At 59.4% G+C, this 21,607-nt stretch carries 20 protein-coding genes; 1 reads left to right on the plus strand and 19 read right to left on the minus strand.

Going from position 1 to position 21,607, the window contains the following annotated elements:
• Positions 1–108 precede the first annotated feature (108 nt).
• The 16 genes from QDX22_RS04315 to QDX22_RS04390 all read right to left on the minus strand — a co-directional run bounded on the left by QDX22_RS04315 (position 109) and on the right by QDX22_RS04390 (position 16,779).
• Positions 109–1,314 (minus strand): M16 family metallopeptidase, encoded by a 1,206-nt coding sequence (locus tag QDX22_RS04315; RefSeq protein ID WP_279718054.1) that lies wholly within the window; start codon positions 1,312–1,314, stop codon positions 109–111.
• A 10-nt stretch (positions 1,315–1,324) separates the two neighbouring features.
• On the minus strand, positions 1,325–1,675 hold the full coding sequence (locus QDX22_RS04320) for a hypothetical protein (protein WP_279718055.1): 351 nt from the start codon (positions 1,673–1,675) through the stop codon (positions 1,325–1,327).
• A 383-nt stretch (positions 1,676–2,058) separates the two neighbouring features.
• The gene (locus QDX22_RS04325; RefSeq protein ID WP_279718056.1) at positions 2,059–4,278 is read right to left on the minus strand and encodes a polyribonucleotide nucleotidyltransferase; all 2,220 of its coding nucleotides are present in this window, start codon (positions 4,276–4,278) and stop codon (positions 2,059–2,061) included.
• 262 nt (positions 4,279–4,540) lie between these two features.
• Positions 4,541–4,810 carry a 30S ribosomal protein S15 gene (gene rpsO / locus QDX22_RS04330; RefSeq protein WP_110098700.1) on the minus strand — a complete coding sequence of 90 codons (270 nt, stop codon included), beginning with the start codon at positions 4,808–4,810 and terminating at the stop codon, positions 4,541–4,543.
• A gap of 119 nt (positions 4,811–4,929) precedes the next feature.
• Complete coding sequence (locus QDX22_RS04335) at positions 4,930–6,150, minus strand: MFS transporter (RefSeq protein ID WP_279718057.1); 1,221 nt, start codon at positions 6,148–6,150, stop codon at positions 4,930–4,932.
• Between the two features lie 114 nt (positions 6,151–6,264).
• Positions 6,265–7,557 carry an AI-2E family transporter gene (locus QDX22_RS04340; protein WP_279718058.1) on the minus strand — a complete coding sequence of 431 codons (1,293 nt, stop codon included), beginning with the start codon at positions 7,555–7,557 and terminating at the stop codon, positions 6,265–6,267.
• 58 nt (positions 7,558–7,615) lie between these two features.
• A complete protein-coding gene (locus tag QDX22_RS04345; protein ID WP_279718059.1) occupies positions 7,616–8,464 on the minus strand; it encodes a class I SAM-dependent methyltransferase in 849 nt (282 codons plus the stop codon).
• Positions 8,457–9,434, minus strand: a complete 978-nt coding sequence (locus QDX22_RS04350) for a bifunctional riboflavin kinase/FAD synthetase (RefSeq protein WP_279674080.1) — start codon at positions 9,432–9,434, stop codon at positions 8,457–8,459. The genes QDX22_RS04345 and QDX22_RS04350 overlap by 8 nt, the downstream gene beginning before the upstream one ends.
• 17 nt (positions 9,435–9,451) lie before the next feature.
• Positions 9,452–9,964 carry a hypothetical protein gene (locus tag QDX22_RS04355; RefSeq protein WP_341849186.1) on the minus strand — a complete coding sequence of 171 codons (513 nt, stop codon included), beginning with the start codon at positions 9,962–9,964 and terminating at the stop codon, positions 9,452–9,454.
• Positions 9,965–9,969: 5 nt separating this feature from the next.
• Positions 9,970–10,335, minus strand: coding sequence for a hypothetical protein (locus QDX22_RS04360; RefSeq protein WP_110101641.1), 366 nt, complete (start codon positions 10,333–10,335; stop codon positions 9,970–9,972).
• Positions 10,335–11,297, minus strand: a complete 963-nt coding sequence (gene truB / locus QDX22_RS04365) for a tRNA pseudouridine(55) synthase TruB (protein WP_279718060.1) — start codon at positions 11,295–11,297, stop codon at positions 10,335–10,337. Before truB ends, QDX22_RS04360 begins: the two co-directional genes overlap by 1 nt.
• A 6-nt stretch (positions 11,298–11,303) precedes the next feature.
• Complete coding sequence (rbfA, locus tag QDX22_RS04370; protein WP_279674082.1) at positions 11,304–11,741, minus strand: 30S ribosome-binding factor RbfA; 438 nt, start codon at positions 11,739–11,741, stop codon at positions 11,304–11,306.
• Between the two features lie 104 nt (positions 11,742–11,845).
• Positions 11,846–14,632 carry a translation initiation factor IF-2 gene (infB, locus tag QDX22_RS04375; protein WP_279718061.1) on the minus strand — a complete coding sequence of 929 codons (2,787 nt, stop codon included), beginning with the start codon at positions 14,630–14,632 and terminating at the stop codon, positions 11,846–11,848.
• A 181-nt stretch (positions 14,633–14,813) separates the two neighbouring features.
• Positions 14,814–15,128 (minus strand): YlxR family protein, encoded by a 315-nt coding sequence (locus tag QDX22_RS04380; protein WP_279718062.1) that lies wholly within the window; start codon positions 15,126–15,128, stop codon positions 14,814–14,816.
• A 74-nt stretch (positions 15,129–15,202) separates the two neighbouring features.
• Positions 15,203–16,198, minus strand: a complete 996-nt coding sequence (gene nusA, locus QDX22_RS04385) for a transcription termination factor NusA (protein ID WP_279718063.1) — start codon at positions 16,196–16,198, stop codon at positions 15,203–15,205.
• A 74-nt stretch (positions 16,199–16,272) separates the two neighbouring features.
• Entirely contained in the window at positions 16,273–16,779 is a 507-nt protein-coding gene (locus QDX22_RS04390) for a ribosome maturation factor RimP (RefSeq protein ID WP_279723934.1), read from the minus strand.
• Positions 16,780–16,990: 211 nt separating this feature from the next.
• On the opposite strand from QDX22_RS04390, the gene QDX22_RS04395 reads away from it, so the two are divergent.
• Positions 16,991–17,695, plus strand: coding sequence for a hypothetical protein (locus tag QDX22_RS04395; protein WP_279718065.1), 705 nt, complete (start codon positions 16,991–16,993; stop codon positions 17,693–17,695).
• Positions 17,696–17,754: 59 nt separating this feature from the next.
• On the opposite strand, the gene QDX22_RS04400 is transcribed toward QDX22_RS04395, so the two are convergent.
• From QDX22_RS04400 to QDX22_RS04410, 3 genes are all read right to left on the minus strand, one after another.
• Positions 17,755–19,596, minus strand: coding sequence for a proline--tRNA ligase (locus QDX22_RS04400; protein WP_279718066.1), 1,842 nt, complete (start codon positions 19,594–19,596; stop codon positions 17,755–17,757).
• Between the two features lie 70 nt (positions 19,597–19,666).
• Entirely contained in the window at positions 19,667–20,566 is a 900-nt protein-coding gene (locus QDX22_RS04405) for a hypothetical protein (protein ID WP_279718067.1), read from the minus strand.
• The gene (locus QDX22_RS04410; protein WP_279718068.1) at positions 20,556–21,569 is read right to left on the minus strand and encodes a hypothetical protein; all 1,014 of its coding nucleotides are present in this window, start codon (positions 21,567–21,569) and stop codon (positions 20,556–20,558) included. The genes QDX22_RS04405 and QDX22_RS04410 overlap by 11 nt, the downstream gene beginning before the upstream one ends.
• Positions 21,570–21,607 lie beyond the last annotated feature (38 nt).

The following is a 21,607-nucleotide window of genomic DNA, read 5'->3' on the forward strand; positions in this document are numbered from 1 at the left end:
GTTTTCGCGCTCAAACTAGCTGAGGCACGACACTGCAGCCACGCGACCTCTCGCGCTCACGATCTGTGAGGCACGACTTACCCTTCGCGCTCAGTTTGACATGAGGCACTACGTGTATTGACCCGTGACGAGTTCGGCGCGTCCGAGTCGTGACATCCGTGCTTCGGTGTTTTCTAGTCCCAACACCACGTTTCCTGCGATTTGACCGTGGGCTCGTTCGAGCTCATCGGCGGTGACGCCTTTCTGCGCGAGCGTGTCGAGTTCTGTGCTCATGACCTCAATGACCTCGTCGGCTTTAGCTGGATGGCATCCGGCATACATTCCGAAGTAGCCCAGATCAGAGTAGCTGGCAGCAAAAGAATAGGTCGAGTAGGCCAGGCCACGCCGTTCTCGGATTTCTTGGAACAACCGAGAGGTCATCCCACCACCGAGAATGACGTTCATCACCGTCATCGCGAACCGGCGTGGATCCACGGTATTCAGGCCCCGGCCACCGACCATCACCGCGGTTTGTTCTACTGGACGGGTAAGCGTGAGGCGTTCGGTGTTCATGACCGGGAATTCAGCGTGGTGGTCGCGACGCGGTGCCGGGGTCTGGATCAGGTTGCTTTCCGGACTCATCCATCCACTACGGCTCAGTGCGGCAGAAACCGTTTGCACCAGTTCTTTGTGGTCAAGCCCTCCGGCTGCGGTAATCACGAGTTGCTCGGGGCGGTACCACCGGTTGTAGTGGCTTACCATGTCCTCGCGACTGATGGAGTTGATCACCTCGGGGGTGCCACCGATGGACCGGCCGAGCGGGTGTCCGGGCAAGACCTGTTCGGCCAGGGATTCGTGGACCACATAAGCCGGGTCGTCGCTGTCGACGGCGAGTTCTTCGAGGATGACTCCGCGCTCGGTATCCATCTGCTCTGACTCGAGCAGTGGTGCGGTCACCATATCTGTGAGAATGTCTACCGCCATCGCGAGGTTGGTGTTGATCACCCGGGCGTGGTAACAGGTGGACTCTTTCGCGGTCGCAGCATTGACATCTCCACCGACCCGGTCGAAAGCTTCGGAAATATCCCACCCGGTGTAATTCGCGCTGCCCTTGAACAGCAGGTGCTCAAGAAAGTGGGTTGACCCGTATCCTGATGGCTGTTCATCCCGCGAGCCCACCCCGATCCAAAATCCGATGGAAACGGCTTTTTGTCCAGGCATCACTTCGGTCAGGATACGCACACCGTTCTCCAGTACGGTGCGTTCAACGAGGTTACCTCCCCCACCGTTATAAATCACACCGGAGTACTGCGGGTCAATATCGATGGTGGCCATGCTGGGTAGTTTAGTGCCTGACTCCAGCCGGCAGTTCAAGTTCGAGCACCCGGTAGAATCCGGCGTCATCGATGACTGCATCCACCCGGGCATAGGTCGGGATGGTGCCCCACCGATCAGTGACGCTCGCGATAGCATCCTGCCCCAAGCGCACCTGATCTGCGGTAGCCTGCCACGGCGTGTTGGTTTCCCCGGCAAAGAGCGTGCCGATGATCGCTCCCGTTTCGGGAATGCTGACCCGCTTATTGGCAACGTGGCTAAATTCTCCAATGATGAATACCAGTAGCCATTCTCCCTCGGTGGCTACCGACTCAAGGGCTGGTGTGGTGGAACCGTGAGACGTACCGACTCCCCGCGCCAATGGCAGGTTTAATCACCACGGCAGACTGCGGATGGCCACCGAGTGTTTCCCCGGGCTCGATCACTGTACTGGGGATCATAGCCACCCCGTCGTCCACCGGATCATCTCGGTCGGATTGGCCAGGGTGCTGGCCTGGCTAACGTGATCCGACCAGGCGAGGAAGTCCTCTCGTCGGTCACTGTAGTCCCAGGTTGAACCCAACACCACCACGTCGAAGTGCACCAGTCGACGTGTGCGTTATCCCAGTTCACCACCTGGAACCGGTGGCCAAGTTGTTCGCCGGCTACGATCATCGGGGATTCGTCCTCATCTAGTCCGTGCGCGACAACGGCCCCCACCCATATCGAGTGCGGGGCCGTCATCGTGTCAGTCAAAGCCGGGACTTAGTCCTCATCGGACTCTTCGGTAACCGGGATCAGTGACAGCTTGCCACGGTCATCGACTTTGGTGATTTCGACCTGAATCTTTTGGCCAACACCTACGACGTCTTCAACATCTGCGACACGCTTGCCGTCGTTGAGCTTGCGCAACTCGGAGATGTGTAGCAGACCGTCCTTACCGGGGGTCAGCGAGATGAACGCGCCGAAGCTGGTGGTCTTCACGACCGTACCCAGGTAGCGTTCCCCGACCTCCGGAACCTGCGGGTTAGCGATGCTGTTGATCGCACCCCGGGCCGCTTCTGCGGCAGCACCCTCGGTGGCACCGATCAGCACCGTACCGTCATCTTCGATACTGATTTCAGCGCCGGTGTCTTCCTGGATGGTGTTGATCATCTTGCCCTTCGGCCCGATGACCTCACCGATCTTATCGACCGGGATCTGTACGGTGAGGATCCGCGGAGCGTAGGGACTCATCTCGTCGGGGCCGTCGATGGCCGAGGCGATCACCGACAGGATGTGCAACCGCGCCTCGCGAGCCTGGGTCAGGGCGGCAGCCAGCACCGAGGCGGGAATACCGTCCAGCTTGGTGTCCAGCTGGATGGCGGTAACGAACTCGGAGGTACCGGCAACCTTGAAGTCCATGTCACCGAACGCATCTTCAGCGCCGAGGATGTCGGTCAGGGCAGCATAGCGCGTTTCACCGTCGACGGTGTCGGAGACCAGCCCCATGGCGATACCGGCCACGGGAGCTTTCAGTGGCACGCCGGCGTTGTACAACGCCAGGGTCGAGGCACACACCGAGCCCATAGAGGTCGAGCCGTTGGAGCCCAGTGCCTCGGAGACCTGACGGATCGCATAGGGGAACTCTTCGCGGGAAGGGATGACCGGCACCAGAGCGCGTTCGGCCAGGGCGCCGTGCCCAATCTCGCGACGCTTGGGCGAACCCACACGGCCGGTTTCACCGGTGGAGTAGGGCGGGAAGTTGTAGTGGTGGATGTAGCGCTTATTGGTGACCGGGTTCAGCGAGTCAATCTGTTGCTCCATCTTGAGCATATTCAGGGTCGTTACGCCCATAATCTGGGTTTCGCCACGTTCGAAGATGGCCGAGCCGTGCACGCGTGGCAGGACCTCCACCTCGGCAGTCAGCTTGCGGATGTCGGTCAGACCACGACCGTCGATCCGGACCTGGTCCTTCAGGATCCGCTGGCGTACTACCTGTTTGGTGACTGCACCGTAGGCCTTAGCGATTTCATCGGCACGCTCTTCGAACTCGCGGCCTTCACCGGCCAGTTCTTCCACGACTTCCTCGCGGTAAGCGTTGTCGGCCGACTCACGCTCGTGCTTATCGGCAATGATGTAGATCTCACCCAATCGCGTGGAGGCCAGTTTCTCCACAGCTTGGTAGGCGTCTTCTTGGTAGTCAATGAACAGCGGCACGTCAACGGGATCCTTCTGAGCCCGTTCGCGCAGGTCGGCCTGCGCCTCACACAGGGCGCGGATGAAGGGTTTGGCAGCTTCCAGACCGTCAGCGACGACCTCTTCGGTGGGGGCCTGAGCGCCCTGTTCTTTGACCAATTTCCACACGTGGTCGGTGGCTTCGGCTTCGACCATCATGATCGCAACGTCGTCATCGACCAGACGACCGGCGACAGCCATGTTGAACACGGCGTCGTCCAGTTGGGAGTGCTTCGGGAAGGCAATCCACTGGCGCTCCCCGGAGCCGTTGTCCATCAGCGCCATACGCACGCCACCGATCGGGCCGGAGAAGGGCATGCCGGACAGACTGGTGGACATCGAGGCGGCGTTGATGGCCACGGTGTCGTAGAGCTCATCGGGGGCGATGGAGGTCACGGTGACCACGACCTGGACCTCGTTGCGGATGCCCTTCTTAAAGGCCGGTCGCAACGGGCGGTCAATTAGACGGCAGGTCAGAATCGCATCGGTGGAGGGACGACCCTCACGACGGAAAAACGAGCCGGGGATCTCGCCCTTGGCGTATTGGCGTTCCTCGACGTCGACGGTCAGCGGGAAGAAGTCGAAACCTTCGCGCGGGCTATTGCCCACCGCGGTGGCCGAGAGCATCGAGGTTTCATCATCGATGTAGACCATGGCCGACCCAGCAGCCTGCTGGGCCAACCGGCCGGTTTCAAAGCGCACCGTGCGCTTGCCGTAGGCGCCGTTGTCAATCACGGCTTCGGAAAACTTAATTTCAGGACCCTCCATGGGTCTCCTTTCGTGGTTTTCCACCTCAAGGCCTACCCCAGTCGGTCTTCGATCGAAGCCCTCGGATGCTGTGGGATAACCTACCGGTACGATACCGGTAGGACACCGCGGTTCCGAAAGCCACTGTCGAGGACCGCACACGAACGTGGCTGACCTATCAGTGGAGTTTCAGGGTTATTGACTTATCAGCATCGGCCTACTGTGGCCTGACACAACGAAAGCGGCGACTTGATCCCAAGTTCGCCGCCTTCGGTCAGATAGATCACTTACGCAGTCCCAGTCGCTCGATCAAGGAGCGGTAGCGCTCAATGTCGACTTTCTGCAGGTACTGCAACATGCGACGACGCCGACCCACCAGAGCCATCAGGCCACGGCGAGTGTGGTGGTCGTGCTTGTGCTCTTTCAAGTGCTCAGTCAGATCCGAGATACGACGGGTCAGCACGGCAACCTGAACTTCAGGAGAACCGGTGTCACCTTCGTGAGTCGCGTATTCTTGGATGATCTGCTGTTTAACTTCAGGGGCTAATGCCATGATAAAAACTCCTTGGAGTGTGCCGCGTTCAAGGACAACACTGCCAACCCGTGGGTTGCCAGCCAGTGCCCGCCACCGCGGACCGCAGCAAGCACCGGAATCAGTCTAACAGGTTTGTGTTACATTCCCCCACGCGGTATCCTGCCACGGTGGTACCGGCCGTGCACGAACCAATAGATCCCCAGGCTGGCCAGCATCAGACCGACGCCGGTTGCATACAGCAGACGATACCCCGAGTAGGTAATCAACGATCCCAGCAACACTGGAGCGAGCGCCACCCCGGAGTCCAGCGCGAGAAAGTGGGTTGAGGTGGCCATGGAGACGCGTTCTGGTGTGGCCCGTTGGACTCCGACCACTTGCAAACAAGGCACAGCACCGCCAAATCCGCATCCGACCAGAGTCCCGGCGAGCACTACGGCCCAGAGGTCTTGGGTGAGGGCAAGGAGTCCTAAGCCTGCCGCAAAACACAGCAACAGAGCTGGTATGACCGAGTTTTCACCACGCCGGTCTTGTAAGCGCCCCGCAAAGAGCCGGACCAGCAACATCGCCACGGAGAACACTGCGAAGAAGATCGAGGCGCTGGCCGGTTCACCGGTGGAGATCATAAACGGTGTCAGATAGGTCATCACCACCGAGTATCCAAGTCCGCACAACAACACCACCCCGGCAACAGGTAACGCATCCAGGTCGACGATGGTATCGAACCCGACACCGCGCAACGTCTCTCGCTCGGTGGCTGAGATCTGCGGTTCGGGGATCTTCAGGATCAAGACCGCGACCAACGACAAGACCGACAACGCCCCGGTATAAGTAAACATCCACACCGGGTCAACCGACAGGCTCATCGGCACCGCGAGCAACGGACCAATCCCATTGGCGATGGTCCCCGAAATCCCAAAGTAGCCGATTCCTTCCGCGAGACGGTGGGCGGGAATCAACGAAATCGCCACGGCTGTAATGGCGGTATTAATCAGGCCGAAGGCCAGCCCGTGGATCAGTCGCACCGTAATCAGTAGGGGGTAGTTTATCGCCAGCAAGTAGAGCCCCGAGCAGGCTCCAAAGACGATCAGTCCCACTATCAGCACGCGCCGTCTACCGATCACGTCAATGTATTTCCCGAAGGCCAGCCGGGCCAGCGCTGCTCCCAGGACGTAGGCGCCCGCTGCGAAGCCGGCAGCGGTCTCCTCAACGGCGAACATGCGAATCGCATAGACCGCCATGAAGGTCATCAACGAGATGAAAACCAAAGAGACGAACAGCTGAACGCCAATGGTCAGCACGTAGGCGGGAGTAAACAGCCGTGGTGATGGTTCGATGGTGTGTGCCCCCTGAATAACCACACATCCGCGCGTGGGTCTACTCTTGGCTATTGACGCCAGAAGCTGACGGGCCAGACTGGATCTGAGGGCGGGCTACGGTGTCCAGCGGAGCCACCCCGTTGCCGTGGCTACTTATTAAATGAGTGAATCCTCTTTGTTCACCGCTTCAGCGTCCTTGGCGGCTTTGCGCTTGTCATGCTCTTTCTTGCGCTCTTTTTTCGCCTGTCGCTCGCGTTCCTTATTTTCTTCGGCGACGCGGCGGATCTGATGCTGGGCCTGGTCGACTTTGTCATTTTCTCCGTCACGTCCGGTCCAGACCTTGATGACTGCCCAAATCACCGCCACCAGAGGAACCGCTAGAATTGCGCCAATAATACCGGCCAGCACCGTACCACCGGTCAGGGCCATCAAGATAATCAATGCGTGCAGTTTCAGAGTCTGCGACATCACTACCGGTTGCAGGAAGTTGCCTTCGAGCTGGTTGACCAGAATAACCGCGGCCAACACGATGATCGCCACCACCGGGCCGTTGGCGACCAGGGCAATCAGGGTGGCCAAAATGCCCGCCAGCGTAGCACCAACCATGGGGATGAACGAGCCCAGGAAGACCACCACCCCCAGCGGGATGGCCAGTGGAACCTGCAAGATCAACAGCGCGATGGTAATGCCAACGGCGTCCACGGCCGCCACGATCGCGGTGCCACGGATGTATCCGCCGAATGTCCGCTGGGCGCGGTCACCGGAGGCGATCCACTTATCGCGGAAGTGCTCGGGCGTCCAGGAGACGAAGAAGGCCCAAATCCGGTCCCCGTCTTTCAGGAAGAAGAACAGGATCACCAGGAATAGCACCAGCCCGGTGACAAAACTTCCGGCCGCACTGATCGTGTTGACGGCACCGGTGCCGAATTGTGGGGAGGTTAAGAAGCTCTGAATGGAGTTCAGCAGGCTATCGACCTGTTCCTGTTGGAGTTGAAGATCGGCATCGCCAAGCAGCTCATCAGCCCAGGCACGCAACTGATTGAAACCGTTGATGGCCTGATCGACCAGGGTTTCCCACTCGCTCATCACCGAGAACACCAAAGCGGTTCCGACACCGCCGAGCACTAGCAACGAGCCTAAGAACACGGACCAGGCGGCCAGCATGCTATTCATCACCGTGCGACAGAGTCGCACCAGTGGCCACAGCGCGCAGGCGATAATCAGGGCTAGCAAGGTCGGAATGACGATCAGGGTCAGCTGGAGCATCGCGAAGATCACCGCGATGGCGACAATACCGATCAGCAGGATTTGGGCTGCCCGGATACTGGTGCGTCCAAAGACGTCGGTCCAAAGCTGTTTCAGGGAGAATCTGGGGGTTCGCGTTGAGGTCTCCGCGGCTGGTTGAGCAGTCTCCGAGGCGTGTTCCGAGGAGTTACTGGCGTGTGTCATGCACTGATCCTGTTGGTATCCGGGTTGATCGACATCACGACTATAGTACGTGCTGTGGTCAGTCGCTAGCAGGCGATCTCCGGTGTACTTGGGTGCGCCAAGCGCTGGTCACATACGGGACGGCGATAGACTCCTCAGGCCGGTAGCCCAGATGCTGATGCAGGTACCAGTCGAGGTTGTGGTGCATACGTTGGCGCTGTGTGTCGGTGGTGCGCATATAAAAGGATCGGGTCTGCATCAGCTGGTGAAGTTCTTGTGGTCCTAAGACGTCGTTCCAGTGCCACCATCGCCCTTCAGCGGGACGAAACGGCGGGACCAGTGCAGGGCTGAGCTCAACCGGGTGAACATCTCCGGCGTGCATGATCCGGGTCAAGCGGTGGACCCAGGGAATGGAGGTATCCAGCTGGTGGTGGACGATACCCAGTACGCCGGTGGGTTTCAACAGGGACGCTGCCATCGTACAAAGTTGGTCCGGGTCGAACCAGTGCCATGACTGGGCGGCCACGATCAGTGTTTGATCGCCGAGCCGTCGAGCGAGGTCCGGGTCATGACGGACCCGGTGGTCCAGGTCTTCGACGCTGAGTTGCAACACCTGCGCCTGGGGTAGTCGTTGGGAGAGAAACGCTGCCATCGACTCGGCCGGTTCCACAGCGGTGACGGTGAAACCATAGTCGACCAGCACCTGGGTGAACAGCCCGGTTCCGGCACCGAGGTCAAGAGCTGAGGCAGAAACCTGTAAGGGCTGGTCCTGCTCCTCCAGGAGAAAATCAATGATCTCTGGGAAATATCCGGGTCGCACCGAGTGGTAGGTCTGGGCGCTGGTGGAATGGTAGGAGGTACCGAAGGCGTGTCTGCTGTTGGTGTCGATGCGTGGCGCTGACTGCGGGCGAGACGGTGTATCAGCCATCGACGGCATCAACGGCTAGGGACCGGCCTTCCAAAACAGCTTGGGCTTGAGCCACGTCCTGACCCATTTGGGCGATGAGCTTCTCCACACCTTCGAAGGCGACCATGCCCCGAAGCCGGGCGACGAATTCCACGGTGACGATTTGTCCGTACAGGTCGAAGTCTTCTACGCGCTCTTCTTCGGGCCGGTTCATGATGTGGGCTTCCACGGTCCGTTGGACCCCTTCAAAAGTCGGGTTCGAACCCACGGAGATCGCGGTGGGCCAGCGGTGGTGATCTTGATCAATAAACCATCCCGCGTAGACGCCATCGGCTGGAATCATACCCTGTGCCTCATCGCTGAGGTTGGCGGTGGGAAAACCCAGTTCGCGGCCGCGTGCTTCGCCGTGAACAACTTCGCCACAGACTTCATGCGGTCGCCCCAGGATGGTGGCGGCGTCGGCAACTCTGCCTTCGGACAGGGCCTGGCGGACACTGGTGGAGGACCACCGCGAGTCAGTGCCGACTTCGGGGACTTCTACCACCTCAAATCCGTACGTCTCCCCGAGCTCTCGCAACGTCGTGATATCACCGGCGTTAGCCTTGCCGAAGCGACAATCGGATCCCACCACGACAACCTGGGCGTTAAAGGTTTCGACCAGGGTGGTGCGCACGTATTCCTCTGGCGATTGGCTCGCGAAGTTCAGCGTGTAGTGCACCACGCACGTGGCGTCGGCACCGGCACGTTGAATCAGGTTCAGCCGTTGCGGCAACGAAACAATGGGCACCAGGGGTTCTTCGGGATGGTGCACCAGTCTGGGGTGCGGATCAAAGGTCAGCACCACCGCTTGGAGTCCGCGGTCACGGGCGGTGTCAACGGTTGCTGTGAGCACCTCTTGGTGACCCCGGTGTACCCCGTCGAAGTTGCCCATGGTCACCGCCGAGGGCGGTTGTTCGGCCGGCACCGCTGCCAGTCCTTGCCAAGCCTCCACTATTTGAGCGCCCCCCCCTATCGCCGTTGTGCTGAGACTACCGCCTCAGTGGTCTGGACGGTGTCAGCCTGGTGCGAGTCTGCGTTTTTCGGTGCGTGCTTGACCAGCCAGAACAGCCCCACGAAAGGCAGGATCAACGGAATATAGCCGTAACCCTCACCGAAGTGGCTCCAGATCGAAGCATGTTGAAATAGTTCCGGCTGTGCGTAGGACCAAATCCCCACGCCGATCACGCCCACCAGTTCCACGGTTACTGCCACCATAGCCACGATCCAGGCTTTTTTGCCGGGAATCGCCAGAGCAATGGTCGCCACGACATAGACCAGTGCGGAAAAACCTGACAACGCATAAGAGATCGGGGCTTCGTCGAACTTGGTGATGATCTGGTAGCTGGCACGGGCCATGGCAGAGAAGGCAAACACACCGTAGACAGCGACGATCAAACGACCGATCCCTTTATGACGGCGGTCCCATCGGGGCGGTTTGAGGGCCGTTGAACGGTTCCCGACTGTGTTTGCAATTGAATCCACGTGCATCAATCTCCATACCATGCGTGCCAGATGACCTGCATGCGATGAATCATCACCAAAACGGTGGGGCCCATGGCTCCCAGCACCAGGTTAGACCATCGTGACTTATCGGTAATGGCCCAGAAAAAGGCCACCACTGGCAGTATAAGGGCGACCACGAGATAGCCCCAGAATTCCCAGAGTGGACCTTGGATCTCCACCGGTGAGATCGCCGCATAAATGCCGTAAATGACCAAGAAAATTTCGACGGCGCCGACCGAGAGGATCGACAAATCATCCGGGAACGTGCGGATTATTGTCATCACAACACAGATCGCTAGGGAGCCCAGACAGATCGCTGTCGCTACCCAGAACCAAGCGTCTAGGACCATCAGGCCTCACCTTCTGTGTGGATGCGATAATCGGTGACGAACACTACCTGAGGCTTGGCCCCGTAACCGGTTTTGGTGCGGGCGTTTTCGATCAGCGCGATCACGGTGTCGCCACCATGGCGGGCTGCGTAGCATCGGTCGTCGTCATTGGGGCTAATCAGTCGCCCGAAACTCAGCGCTTCCGCCTCGCGGTCGCAGACTTCACGGACCGGGAACAGCTCGGAACAGGCCTGTGATAGCTCACAGTAGTCAAACCGACTTCCCAGCTGTTCTATGGTGTGGGCCTTATCGATAGTAAAGGGCCCCACCCGGGTGCGGCGCAGCGTGATCAGGTGCCCGCCAGTGTTCAAAGACTCGCCCAAATCTCTGGCGAGAGCCCGGATATAGGTACCCGAAGAGCAATCTATAGCGACCTCGATATCAAGGATCTTTCCCTCGTCGAGACGATGAACTCCGGTGACCTTGAACCGAGATACGGTGACCCGACGTGCCGGTAGCTCGACCTTTTCACCGTCACGCACGCGCTGATAGGCTCGTTTGCCACCAACCTTGATGGCAGACACTGCCGAAGGGATCTGATCGATCTCCCCCTTAAGTTCTGCGATGGCGAGTTCAAGACGGTCTCGAGTGACCGCGTTGGCGTATCTGCGTTGAATGACCTCACCGTCAGCATCATCGGTCGTGGTATTGACTCCGAGCCGGATGGTTGCCGCATAGGTCTTGTTCGTACCGGTGATGTGGGTCAAAAGGCGGGTGGCTTTATTGAACCCCACGACCAGTAAGCCTGTAGCCATCGGGTCCAAGGTTCCTGCGTGACCGACTTTCCGCGTCCCAGCGAGTTTGCGTAGCTTGGCCACCACATCATGAGAGGTCCAGCCGGTCGGTTTGTCCACCAGCACCAGACCCGAGACGCTTCGTCCCGGGGCCTGGGAGGTGTTGGAAGCGGAGGTGGAGAAGCTCACCACCCGTCAGTCTCCTAACCGGTGGTGGTCCGACGTGCGGTACGGATTCGCCTCGCCAGCGTACTGCGACTCGTCTCGGTTAGCGGCCAGTTCTTCATCACGAGCGCGCGCAGCACGCAGGATATCTTCCAGGTGTGCTGCGGCCTCCGGCACCGTATCCGGCACCAATTCCAGGGTCGGGACCAAACGGATGTTGAGTCCTCGACCCATTTCTCGGCGTAGCATGCCCCGGTGTTCGGTCATCGCCGCGTGACCGGCAGCGACCGTGTCCTCGTCGCCGTAAACGGTGTAGTAGACCGTGGCTTGTTGCAGGTCATTGGTGACTTTGGCGTCAGTAATGGTCACGTTTTCCACGCGATCATCTTTCACAGTTTTTTGCAGGGCTTCAGCCAGAATGACTTTGATCCGCTGAGCCAAACGTGCCGGACGGTTGTTATTTGCCATCGGCGACAACCTCTCTCATGCTGTGTTGTCTAGGGATCCCCCTCCGGCCCGGCCACTGCCATTGTGCGATGACAGTCGCCGGGTCGGGGAGGAGATCGACAGGACTAGCTCCGTGGCTTTTCCTGCATTTCGTAGTTTTCAATCACGTCATCGACCTTGATGTCGTTGAACTTGCCCAGGCCGATACCGCATTCGTAGCCGTCACGAACCTCGGTCACGTCATCGGTGAACCGGCGCAACGACTCGATACTGATATTGTCGGTGACCACCGCACCGTCGCGGACCAAGCGTGCCGATGCGTTGCGCTTAATCACACCGGACTGCACCAGAGAACCGGCAATGGTACCGGCCTTGGAGGAACGGAAGATCTCGCGAACCTCGGCACGACCCAGCACGACTTCTTCGTACTCGGGCTTGAGCATACCGCGCAAAGCATTTTCAATATCATCAATCGCGTCGTAAATGACCGTGTAAAAGCGCATATCCACGCCTTCGGCATCGGCCAGTTCGGTCACCCGCTCGGCAGGGCGAACGTTGAAACCAATGATGATCGCGTTGTCGACGGTGGCCAGGTTGACGTCGTTCTGGGTAATCGCACCCACGCCGCGGTGGATCACTCGCAACTGGACCTCGTCTTCGCCACCCACGTCGATCTTCATCAACGAATCTTCCAGCGCTTCCACTGGACCGGAGGCGTCGGACTTGATGATCAGGTTCAAGGTATCCAACTTGCCCTCGGCGACCGCCTGGTCGAATTCTTCCAAGGTGATCCGCTTGCGACGACGTGCCAACTGGGCGTTACGCTTGGCAGCTTCGCGCTTCTCAGCGATTTGACGGGCGGTGCGCTCTTCGTCGGTAACCAAAAAGTTGTCACCGGCCCGTGGCACGTTCGACAAGCCCAACACCTGGACCGGAGTCGACGGCTTGGCTTCGGAGACGTTCTGACCGTCATCGCCAAACATCGCACGCACACGCCCGTAGGCGTCACCGCAAACCATGTTGTCTCCCACCCGCAAGGTACCGGACTCAACCAGGACGGTGGCCACCGCACCGCGGCCCTTATCCAGGTTGGCTTCAATAGCCACACCGCGGGCGTCCTTATCCGGGTTTGCCTTGAGCTCCAGAGTCGCATCTGCGGTCAGCAACACAGCTTCGAGTAGCTGGTCGATACCCATCTTCTGCAACGCCGAAACCTCAACGAACATGGTTTCGCCACCATATTCCTCGGGCACCAGCCCGTACTCCGACAGCTCACCACGGATCCGGTCTGGGTTGGCCTCGGGCTTATCCACCTTGTTGATGGCCACCACAATGGGCACATCAGCTGCCTGAGCGTGGTTGAGCGCTTCAACGGTTTGCGGCATCACACCGTCGTCAGCGGCGACGACGAGCACGGCGATGTCGGTGACTTCAGCACCGCGAGCACGCATGGCCGTAAACGCCTCGTGACCCGGGGTATCGATGAAGGTGATGGCACGCTGGTCGCCTTCAAGCTCCACATCGATCTGGTACGCACCAATGTGCTGAGTAATACCACCGGCTTCACCTTCCCGAACCCTCGAGGAACGGATGGCATCCAGTAGCCGAGTCTTACCGTGGTCGACGTGACCCATCACGGTCACCACCGGCGGACGAGGATCCTGGTCCTCCTCATCTTCTGCGGCCTCTTCCGCTTCTAGATTGATGTCAAAGGACTCGAGGATTTCCTTGTCTTCGTCCTCGGGCGAGACGATCTGGACCTTGTACCCCAGTTCGTCACCGAGTACACCGAAGGTGTCCTCGTCCAGAGACTGGTTGGCGGTCGCCATCTCGCCTAGGTGGAACATCACGGTCACCAGTGCTGCCGGGTCTGCACCAATTTTCTCGGCCAAATCGGCAATGGAAGAGCCACGACGTAGCCGAATAACGGTGTTGCCATCGCCTTTGGGGACTTTGACACCACCGATCACTGGTGCTTGTTGCTCTACTTCTTGACGCTTTTGACGCTTCTTCGCCCGACGACGTCCTGCCCGGCCTCCTCGACCGAATGCGCCCTGAGCGTTGCCGTGACCGCCTGGACGACGGCCACCGCCGCCACCAGAACGACGGCCCCCCGGATGTCCCGGGCCCTTGTGTTGACTCGGCGGGGCCGGACGATCAATGTGTCCGGGCATCATCGCCGGTGAGGGACGCAAATTCGACGGCTTCGGCGCCGGCGAATCCTGGCGACTTGGCTTGGGTGCAGACCGCGGTTTATTACCACGGGGCATACCGGGCTTGGGGGCAGCTCCGCCACGAGGACGGGGACGTGGCCCACCCGGACGTTCTTCGGAAGACCGCATTCCTTGCTGGGGTGCGAAGGGGTTATTGCCCGGACGCGGCGCTCCGGGCCGAGGTGCCGTACGCGGTGCGGGGCGCGGGGTGGCGGCACCCTTCGGGCTAAACGGATTATTGCCCGGACGCGGTGCCGGTTTCTTCCCGGAACCCCCCGGCTTTCCGGGTTTGGGGGCTGCCCCAGGACGCGGAGTCGGCGCGGCCGGCTTCGGTTTGGATTGGGAGGGCTTGGGATCCTCAGGAGCCTGGGGTGCCTGCTCCTTTGACTTCTGCGCGGTCGGCTCAGTGCTCGGTCCCGCAGTGGTGGTCTTCTTCTGGCCTGGCTTGGTGGCCGGCTTCTTCGCCGGAGCAGATGGCTTGGCGGCCGGCTTTTTGGGCGCGGGCTTCTGGGCAGGCTTAGGCTTGTCTTCGGACGAAGCGTCGTCTTTGAATTCGGCCTTCAGCCGTTTCACGACTGGGGGTTCAATGGTTGAGGATGCGGAGGAGACGAACTCCCCCATGTCTTCCAATTTGGCAAGGGCCTCTTTCGAGGTGATCCCAAGTTGCTTGGCAACTTCGTGGACGCGTAGTTTCGCCACGACTCTCCTGTTCTGGACGAATCGCGGCGGCGGGCGGATGCTCAGCGCGTCCGGATTCGTACCATCGTTGTGTGGGGCTCTAATCTTGGGCACGCCACGACAGTTTGATGTCGTAGCATGCTGTGTGAGCATGTCTTTTTGGTCATGGTTGGGCACTCATCGTGTGCTCACCGGGTATCCATCAGATCTTCGACCCGCTTTCTTGTCCTTGGTTTAGTTCACCCAGCACCTTGGAAAACTCCGCTTCGACCGCACGCAGTGACTCGGCATTGACGCGAGTCCGAAAAGCGCGGTGAAAAGCACCGGATTTTACAGCACGTCGCACGCACTGTGTGTTGGGGTGTATCCACGCCCCACGTCCCGGGAGTTTTCGTTGCCAGTCCACCACCACGGATCGGGTATCCGCGGTCATGTCGCAGGCGCAACGCACCAGGTTAGGAGTCTCTTGTTGTGCTCGGCATCCGATGCACGTTCGCACCGGAAGACGTGAACCCATGGTTCTCCCATCTCATGGAGCACAAAAAGACATACTATAGTTTAGCGGTTTTGAAAATATTTTGTCGCCGGTTTCTAGTCCGGGGTCACCGCCAAGGGGTCAGTGGTTCCCGACTCCCCCATAATATCAATGCGCCATCCAGTCAATTTGGCCGCCAGACGAGCATTTTGTCCTTCTTTGCCAATAGCTAAAGACAGTTGGTAATCCGGAACGATCACACGTGCTGAGCGGGTGGCTTCATCAACCATCGGCACCGAGGAAACCTTGGCGGGGCTCAGCGCGTTCGCAACGAACTTGGCTGGTTCCTCTGAGGCGTCAATGATGTCGATTTTTTCGTCGTTCAGTTCGGTCATGACCGCTCTGACGCGCGAGCCGAGTTCACCAATGCACGCGCCTTTAGCGTTCAACCCGGCCTGCTTGGCCCGCACTGCTATCTTGGAGCGGTGCCCGGCTTCACGAGCAAGAGCAACGATCTCTACTGACCCGTCAGCGATTTCGGGAACTTCTAGCTCAAACAGCTTGGCCACCAGCTGCGGATGCGAGCGCGAAACCGTCACCGACGGTCCTTTGGTACCACGGGTGACCGAAACAACATAGCACCGTAGGCGTTTGCCGTGCACGTACTCTTCCCCGGGAACCTGTTCTGCTGGCGGCAACACTGCTTCAATCGACCCGAGATCGACCTGAATCATATGGGGGTTTTTACCCTGTTGGATGACGCCGGATACCAGCTGGTCTTGTTTGTTTTTGAACTCACCTAAAATTTGGGTGTCTTCTGCATCGCGCAACCGTTGCAGGATGACCTGGCGGGCAGTTGAGGCCGCGACGCGACCAAAGTCATTGGGGGTGTCGTCAAATTCCCCGATGGCGTTGTTGTTTTCATCGAACTCGGTGGCCCAGATCGTCACCTTGCCGGTCTTCAGATCAATTTCAGCACGGGATTTCGAGATCGCCCCCGGAGACTTCTGATAGGCCAGATAGAGGGCCTGTTCGATAGTTGGCACCAGCTGTTCAAGCGGAATACCGCGTTCCTTCTCCAACATCCGCAGTGCGCTTATATCGATGTCCATCTCTGCCTCCGGTCTTCTCGATCATTCACTTATCTCGTGCCTGGGATGCGACGTCCCACAGACCACCAGCATGCCTAGGCCTGTTTTAACTTTACCTGCACCTGAGCATCGGTAATGTCGTCGAATGAGTAGTGAGCACGCTCCCCCACCTTCTCCGGCATACCTTTCTTGGCGCCCGGAATGATCAAAGTCAGTTCGACTCCGGTGTCGTCCACATCATCGATACGCGCGCGTTGCCGACCCGGCTGGCCTGTTAACTCGGCTTCCACCGTGCGACCGAGATTGCGCTGCCAGTGGTGGGGACGCACCAGCGGTCGCCCCACCCCGGGAGTGGAAACTTCCAGCTGGTAAGCGTCGTCACCGATCTCCGGCAACGGGCCGGTATGGGCGTCCAAAGCGTCTGAGACTACTTGCGAGGACGTAGCGATCTCATCCAGGCTAAGACCCTCGGCGCCGGTCCAAGCATCAATCACAACAGTGAGAACTTTGGACCCCGGGGTCCCGGTGACCTCCACATCTTCCACCCAGACCTGTTGATCGGTCAGCGCCGTGGCGATCAGCTGTTCAAGTGGGCTTCGCATCTCGACCGTTTTTTCTGAAACGTCTTCCGAGGACTCAGCATGGGTGCGAGGAAAGAACCGTGATGCCATCAGGGATGGACCTCCGAAAGGTTGTCGGTTGTTATCTGTGGTGTCGTCTGTGGCGCGCTCAATATCGTGCGCAATCTTAAACCTTAGCCCTCTGGGACAGCAATACGCACAGTTGAGTGGTAAACGTGGAAGAATCTGAGCTGTGAAATCCTCCGCACCGACACAATCGTCTCGTTGGCGTTACGTGGTAATCCCCCTCACCGTGGCAGCCACCTTGGTGATCCTGATTCTGGGATGGTGGGGCATTCGTAGCCTCTTCGCGCCCGGGCCATTCTCTTTCCCGCTGTTTGCGCCACCGCGGGATGCCACCGAAATCGTGGAGGAGTACCAGCGTCTCGCCGAGCAAGGCGAAAAACCGGAGGACTATCGTGCTCTGTGGGACACCGCTTCCACCGTGACCAGTGAAGAATGCGACGGTGATTGGGTCGAGCAAGTCCAAGACCTCGGCCGAGAGCACCGGGCACTCGCTCGTCTGACAGAATTTCTCTCCGCCCGCGTCGAGGGACCTGTGAGCGCCCCTACGGAGGATGAGCAACAAGACTGGACTAACGCGGTGATTGATCTTGATTTAACTGCCGAATCTTCCAGTATGGCGATGACCGCCGGTCTACCAACTGAATGCGTGGCTTACCCAGAACACCCAGAGGTAGTTGACCAACAGCTACGGGAAGACTCCTCGCCGACGATGACAGTCCTGCACGAGCCGGCGGAAAGCCTCAAAGCGCAGTGGGCGCGCGCCTGGGAGAAGGCCAGCACCCCGGCTCAGGAACAACTTGCTGAGGCCGGGCTCTGGGAATCAATGGTGTTCGAACAGAAGCTATCGGAGCTGGCCGAACTCACCGCCTAGGGGGCACAGGGGCACAGGACCGACCGGTAGTTACTCTCGAAGGCGAGAGAGTGATCTCTTTACTGCTTGTTCTGGTTGTCCGACCGCGTCGAGAGCCCCTGCGCGACGATGTCGACGACAGCAGAAACCGCTTGATCAACCGGCAGGTCCTGACGGGTGTCGTCACGACGGTCTTTGAACTCAACCGTGCCTTGGGCAAGACCGCGTCCGACCACCAGGATGAGTGGTACACCGACCAACTCAGAGTCGGAGAATTTCACGCCGGCCGAAACTTTCTTGCGATCGTCGTAGAGTACCTCGATGCCTGAGGCTTCGAGGTCGGCGACGAGTTTTTCGGCGGTATCGAAGATGTCTTGGTCCTTGCCGGTGGCCACCACATGGACGTGGGCGGGGGCAACATTCAGTGGCCAGATCAGGCCACGGTCATCGTGGTGTGCTTCGGCGATCGCTGCCACCGCGCGGGTGACACCGATGCCATAAGAGCCCATCGTGACCACAACTTGTTTGCCGTTCTCGTCCAGCACTTTCAGGTCCAGGGCTTCAGTGTATTTACGACCCAGCTGGAAAATGTGGCCCATTTCCATACCGCGACGAGTGTGTAATGGTCCGGATCCATCCGGGGCCTCGTCTCCATCTTGAACCACAGTGGCTTCCACGACCGCGTCCCAGGTGAAGTCGCGTCCTGCGACCAGGTCGAAGACGTGGTGCTGCGTCTGATTAGCGCCAGTAATCCAGCGGGTCCCGGGGACAATGCGGGGGTCGACGAAGAACGGCACCCCGGAGGGTGCCTCTGCACCCAACAGCTGGGTCACGGTCTCGCCTGCCACGGTGGCGGGGCCGATGTATCCGGGCACCAGATGGGGGTTCTTTGCCAAATCATCTGCAGTGGCCGGTTCCAGTTGAGGTTCACCAGTGAGCGGAAGAGCCTCGGCAATCGTGGATTCCAAACGCTTGACGTCGACATCGCGGTCGCCAGGAACAGCGACGACGAAGGGTAGACGTTGATCACCATCGATGGCAACCAATACCACACATTTCAGTGTATCGGAGGCGTCCCAGGCACCGGACTCGCGTGGCACCAGATGATTAGCGACCTCGACCAGAGCCTCGATGGTGGTCGACTCCGGGGTCTCTTTCACCTCAGCTGCCGGTACATCCGAGTAGTCTTCAGGCTCAGGAGCCACGGTAGTTACCGCTTCCACGTTGGCCCGGTAGCCCCCGTCGGATTCCACAAAAGTGTCCTCACCGATGGGGGACGGGTGCAGGAATTCCTCAGACCGAGAACCGCCCATGGCACCGGCGGTGGCTTGAACTGCTACGACGGGCAGACCGAGTCGCTGGAAGATCCGAAAGTAGGCGCCACGGTGGGCTTCATAGGCCTCATCGAGCCCAGCGTCATCAATGGTGAAGGAGTAGGAATCTTTCATCACGAACTCTCGCACCCGCAGGAGACCAGCTCGCGGGCGAGCTTCGTCGCGATATTTGGTTTGGATCTGGTACAGGTAGACCGGCAGATCCTTATATGAGGCGTAGTGATCCTTAACCAGCAGAGTGAACAGCTCTTCGTGGGTGGGAGCCAACAGGTAGTCGGCGTCCTTGCGGTCTTTGACCCGGAAGATATTGTCGCCGTAGTCGTCCCAGCGACCGGTCGCTTCATACGGCTCTTTGGGTAGCAAAGCTGGGAAGAAGACTTCCTGAGCGCCAATGGCGTTCATTTCGTCGCGAATGATCTGTTCGACTTTAGTCTTGACGCGCACACCCAACGGCAACCAGGTGTAACCACCAGGTGCAGCCCGGCGGATAAAACCGGCCCGGACGAGTAGCTTGTGGCTGGCGACTTCGGCATCAGCCGGGTCGTCACGCAAGGTACGCAAGAACAGGTGGGACATGCGCAAGGGCACAGCACGGCTCCAATCACGGTGAGAGCGTCAGGACATTCTGAGATCTGGGGAAAGTCTACCCCAGCGGAGTCTAGTCAGCGGGGGCCTTGAGTTCCTCGGCCAGCTGGTCAATAGCACTCAGTTCCTCAGCGTAGGCGCGCGGTGGCACGCTGAGAGCAACGGTGAGACGGCTACCGTCCTGGACCCAGACCGTAGAGGTACCCACGTGACCGAGGACTTCCTGATCGTCACCGCTGAGCGGGCCCGCTGCAGGGGGATCTTCCGAGCTCTGGCCCGCAGGGCTGAGTGTGTGCTCGGGTTCCGGGGTGTTTTCATCGTCCGTGGCAGATTCAGACTCGTCCTCGGATGCCTCATCGGTGACAGACTCCCCCGCAGCGGACTCACCCTGGCCATAATCTTCCAGATACACCGCAAACGCCTGGTCAGTGTGATGGGTGAGTTCTTCGAAGGTGATCTCGCGTTCTAAGGCCGGGCTCCCTTGGGGCTCAAAAAGGGCTCTCTGGCACGAGCTGGCGAATTCTCGGACCTGGTCGGTGTACCGCTTGGCTTCATCGGCATCGTCGAACTCGATGACCGCGAGTTGCCGAAAATCAAAATTACCGGGCTCGGAGGCATCGACGTGTGTCCCGGTCACCGCCACGACGTCCTCGGCTGAGGGCAAGTCAGGCTTAGGGACGGGGCTTTCATCGCTTCCCCCGCTGACGCACTCACCTGTGGTGCCCAGCACATTCACGTAATCAATGGCGGCTTCCCCATCGACCACCTCGGCGCCGGGTCCCAGCACCTCGTTCAGGGTTTCGGCGATCTGGTCCTCGGTGATCGCAACCTCAGCGGTGTCTGTCGGCGACGGACCGTCTTCGGGCTGAAAGTCGTCTCGGCACCCGGACAACGTCAAGATGCCAACCATCGTCAGCGCAAGAATCCAGGTAGCGCGCTGTAACCGGGGCCTGTGTTCCGAGCTATGGTGCATGGTTCTCCTGCTCCGTCGCGATTTCGGGCAGCTGATCTACGATCTTAGTCAAGATCTCCACCAGACGAGACTGTTCCACAGGATGATCGACCGTGACCACCAGTACGTGATGATTTTCTTGTCCCAGGGCTGTGGTGGTCGTGGTTTGTGCTTCCAACCGAGGTTGTAGTTGCGGGGCGGCGCTGGGCATTTCCTCGGCCGGTGTGGGAGGCGTTTCGACGGCGTCGGCAGTATCTGCCTGGTCTTGGGCTTCGTCAAGATCAACCACGGTCGTGCTGTTGATCAACAGAGTTTCATCGAATTCAGTGGCCAGCTGTTGAAGTTCCTCACCCACCTGGGCGGGATCGGCGGTGGGCGACGGTGCTACCGATTCGCCTCCGTCTCCACCGGTGGCGGTTTGGTCCTCGGTGGGTTCGTCCTCGACCTGCTCGCCGGCGAGCTCGGGGTTGGAGAAATCGCTGACCGCGGTCGTGACCTCCGCTTCGATGTCCTCGTCGAGGTCCACGAGATAGGTGGGACACTCCTTGGCAGCCTGGCGACGAGCTGTCAGATAGTCTTCGGCCTCAGCTTCGGATTCAAATTCGATGATGGACGCCGACGTGGAGAGGGTCTCAGCGTCTTGTTCGGTAACCACGCCTAAGGTAGCGGTGGTGTTGGCCAACAGCTGTTCGTCAAAGGTGGTCTGGCAAGAAGCAGGCGAAATCTCGTATTCTTCCAACGCGCGTTCTTCCTCAATCAGCGCCTGCCGAGCCTGGTCCCCGTCGAGCGTCACGGCCTGATCTCCCAGGGCGTGACGAATGGCCTGCAGCGACGCGTCTGAATCGGATTCAGCAGACGGTGACTGACTGGCACTGGCAGTGTCAGACGGTGTGGCCTGCGCACGTTCAGCCTCGTCGTCACCGTCGGCGCAACCGGCCAGCGCTAGCGCACACACCGCCCATAACGCTAGGTGTCCCGCTCTGCCTAGGGCCACACCACTGCCTTCCTCTTCACGTTCTGTCACGAGCTGTTTGCACGCTGTTTTTGACCTGTTCTGGAGTT

The sequence above is a fragment of the Auritidibacter ignavus genome, assembly GCF_029853775.1.
Classification (GTDB): domain Bacteria; phylum Actinomycetota; class Actinomycetes; order Actinomycetales; family Micrococcaceae; genus Auritidibacter; species Auritidibacter ignavus.

Excerpts from the sequence above, each read along its gene's own strand:
- QDX22_RS04315 (WP_279718054.1), bottom strand. The coding sequence starts at position 1,314 with ATGGCCACCATCGATATTGACCCGCAGTACTCCGGTGTGATTTATAAC.
- QDX22_RS04405 (WP_279718067.1), bottom strand. The coding sequence starts at position 20,566 with ATGCACCATAGCTCGGAACACAGGCCCCGGTTACAGCGCGCTACCTGG.
- QDX22_RS04380 (WP_279718062.1), bottom strand. The coding sequence starts at position 15,128 with ATGGGTTCACGTCTTCCGGTGCGAACGTGCATCGGATGCCGAGCACAA.
- QDX22_RS04340 (WP_279718058.1), bottom strand. The coding sequence starts at position 7,557 with ATGACACACGCCAGTAACTCCTCGGAACACGCCTCGGAGACTGCTCAA.
- rbfA (WP_279674082.1), bottom strand. The coding sequence starts at position 11,741 with ATGGCAAATAACAACCGTCCGGCACGTTTGGCTCAGCGGATCAAAGTC.
- QDX22_RS04325 (WP_279718056.1), bottom strand. The coding sequence starts at position 4,278 with ATGGAGGGTCCTGAAATTAAGTTTTCCGAAGCCGTGATTGACAACGGC.
- QDX22_RS04345 (WP_279718059.1), bottom strand. The coding sequence starts at position 8,464 with ATGGCTGATACACCGTCTCGCCCGCAGTCAGCGCCACGCATCGACACC.
- QDX22_RS04390 (WP_279723934.1), bottom strand. The coding sequence starts at position 16,779 with ATGCGAAGCCCACTTGAACAGCTGATCGCCACGGCGCTGACCGATCAA.
- QDX22_RS04360 (WP_110101641.1), bottom strand. The coding sequence starts at position 10,335 with ATGGTCCTAGACGCTTGGTTCTGGGTAGCGACAGCGATCTGTCTGGGC.
- nusA (WP_279718063.1), bottom strand. The coding sequence starts at position 16,198 with ATGGACATCGATATAAGCGCACTGCGGATGTTGGAGAAGGAACGCGGT.
- rpsO (WP_110098700.1), bottom strand. The coding sequence starts at position 4,810 with ATGGCATTAGCCCCTGAAGTTAAACAGCAGATCATCCAAGAATACGCG.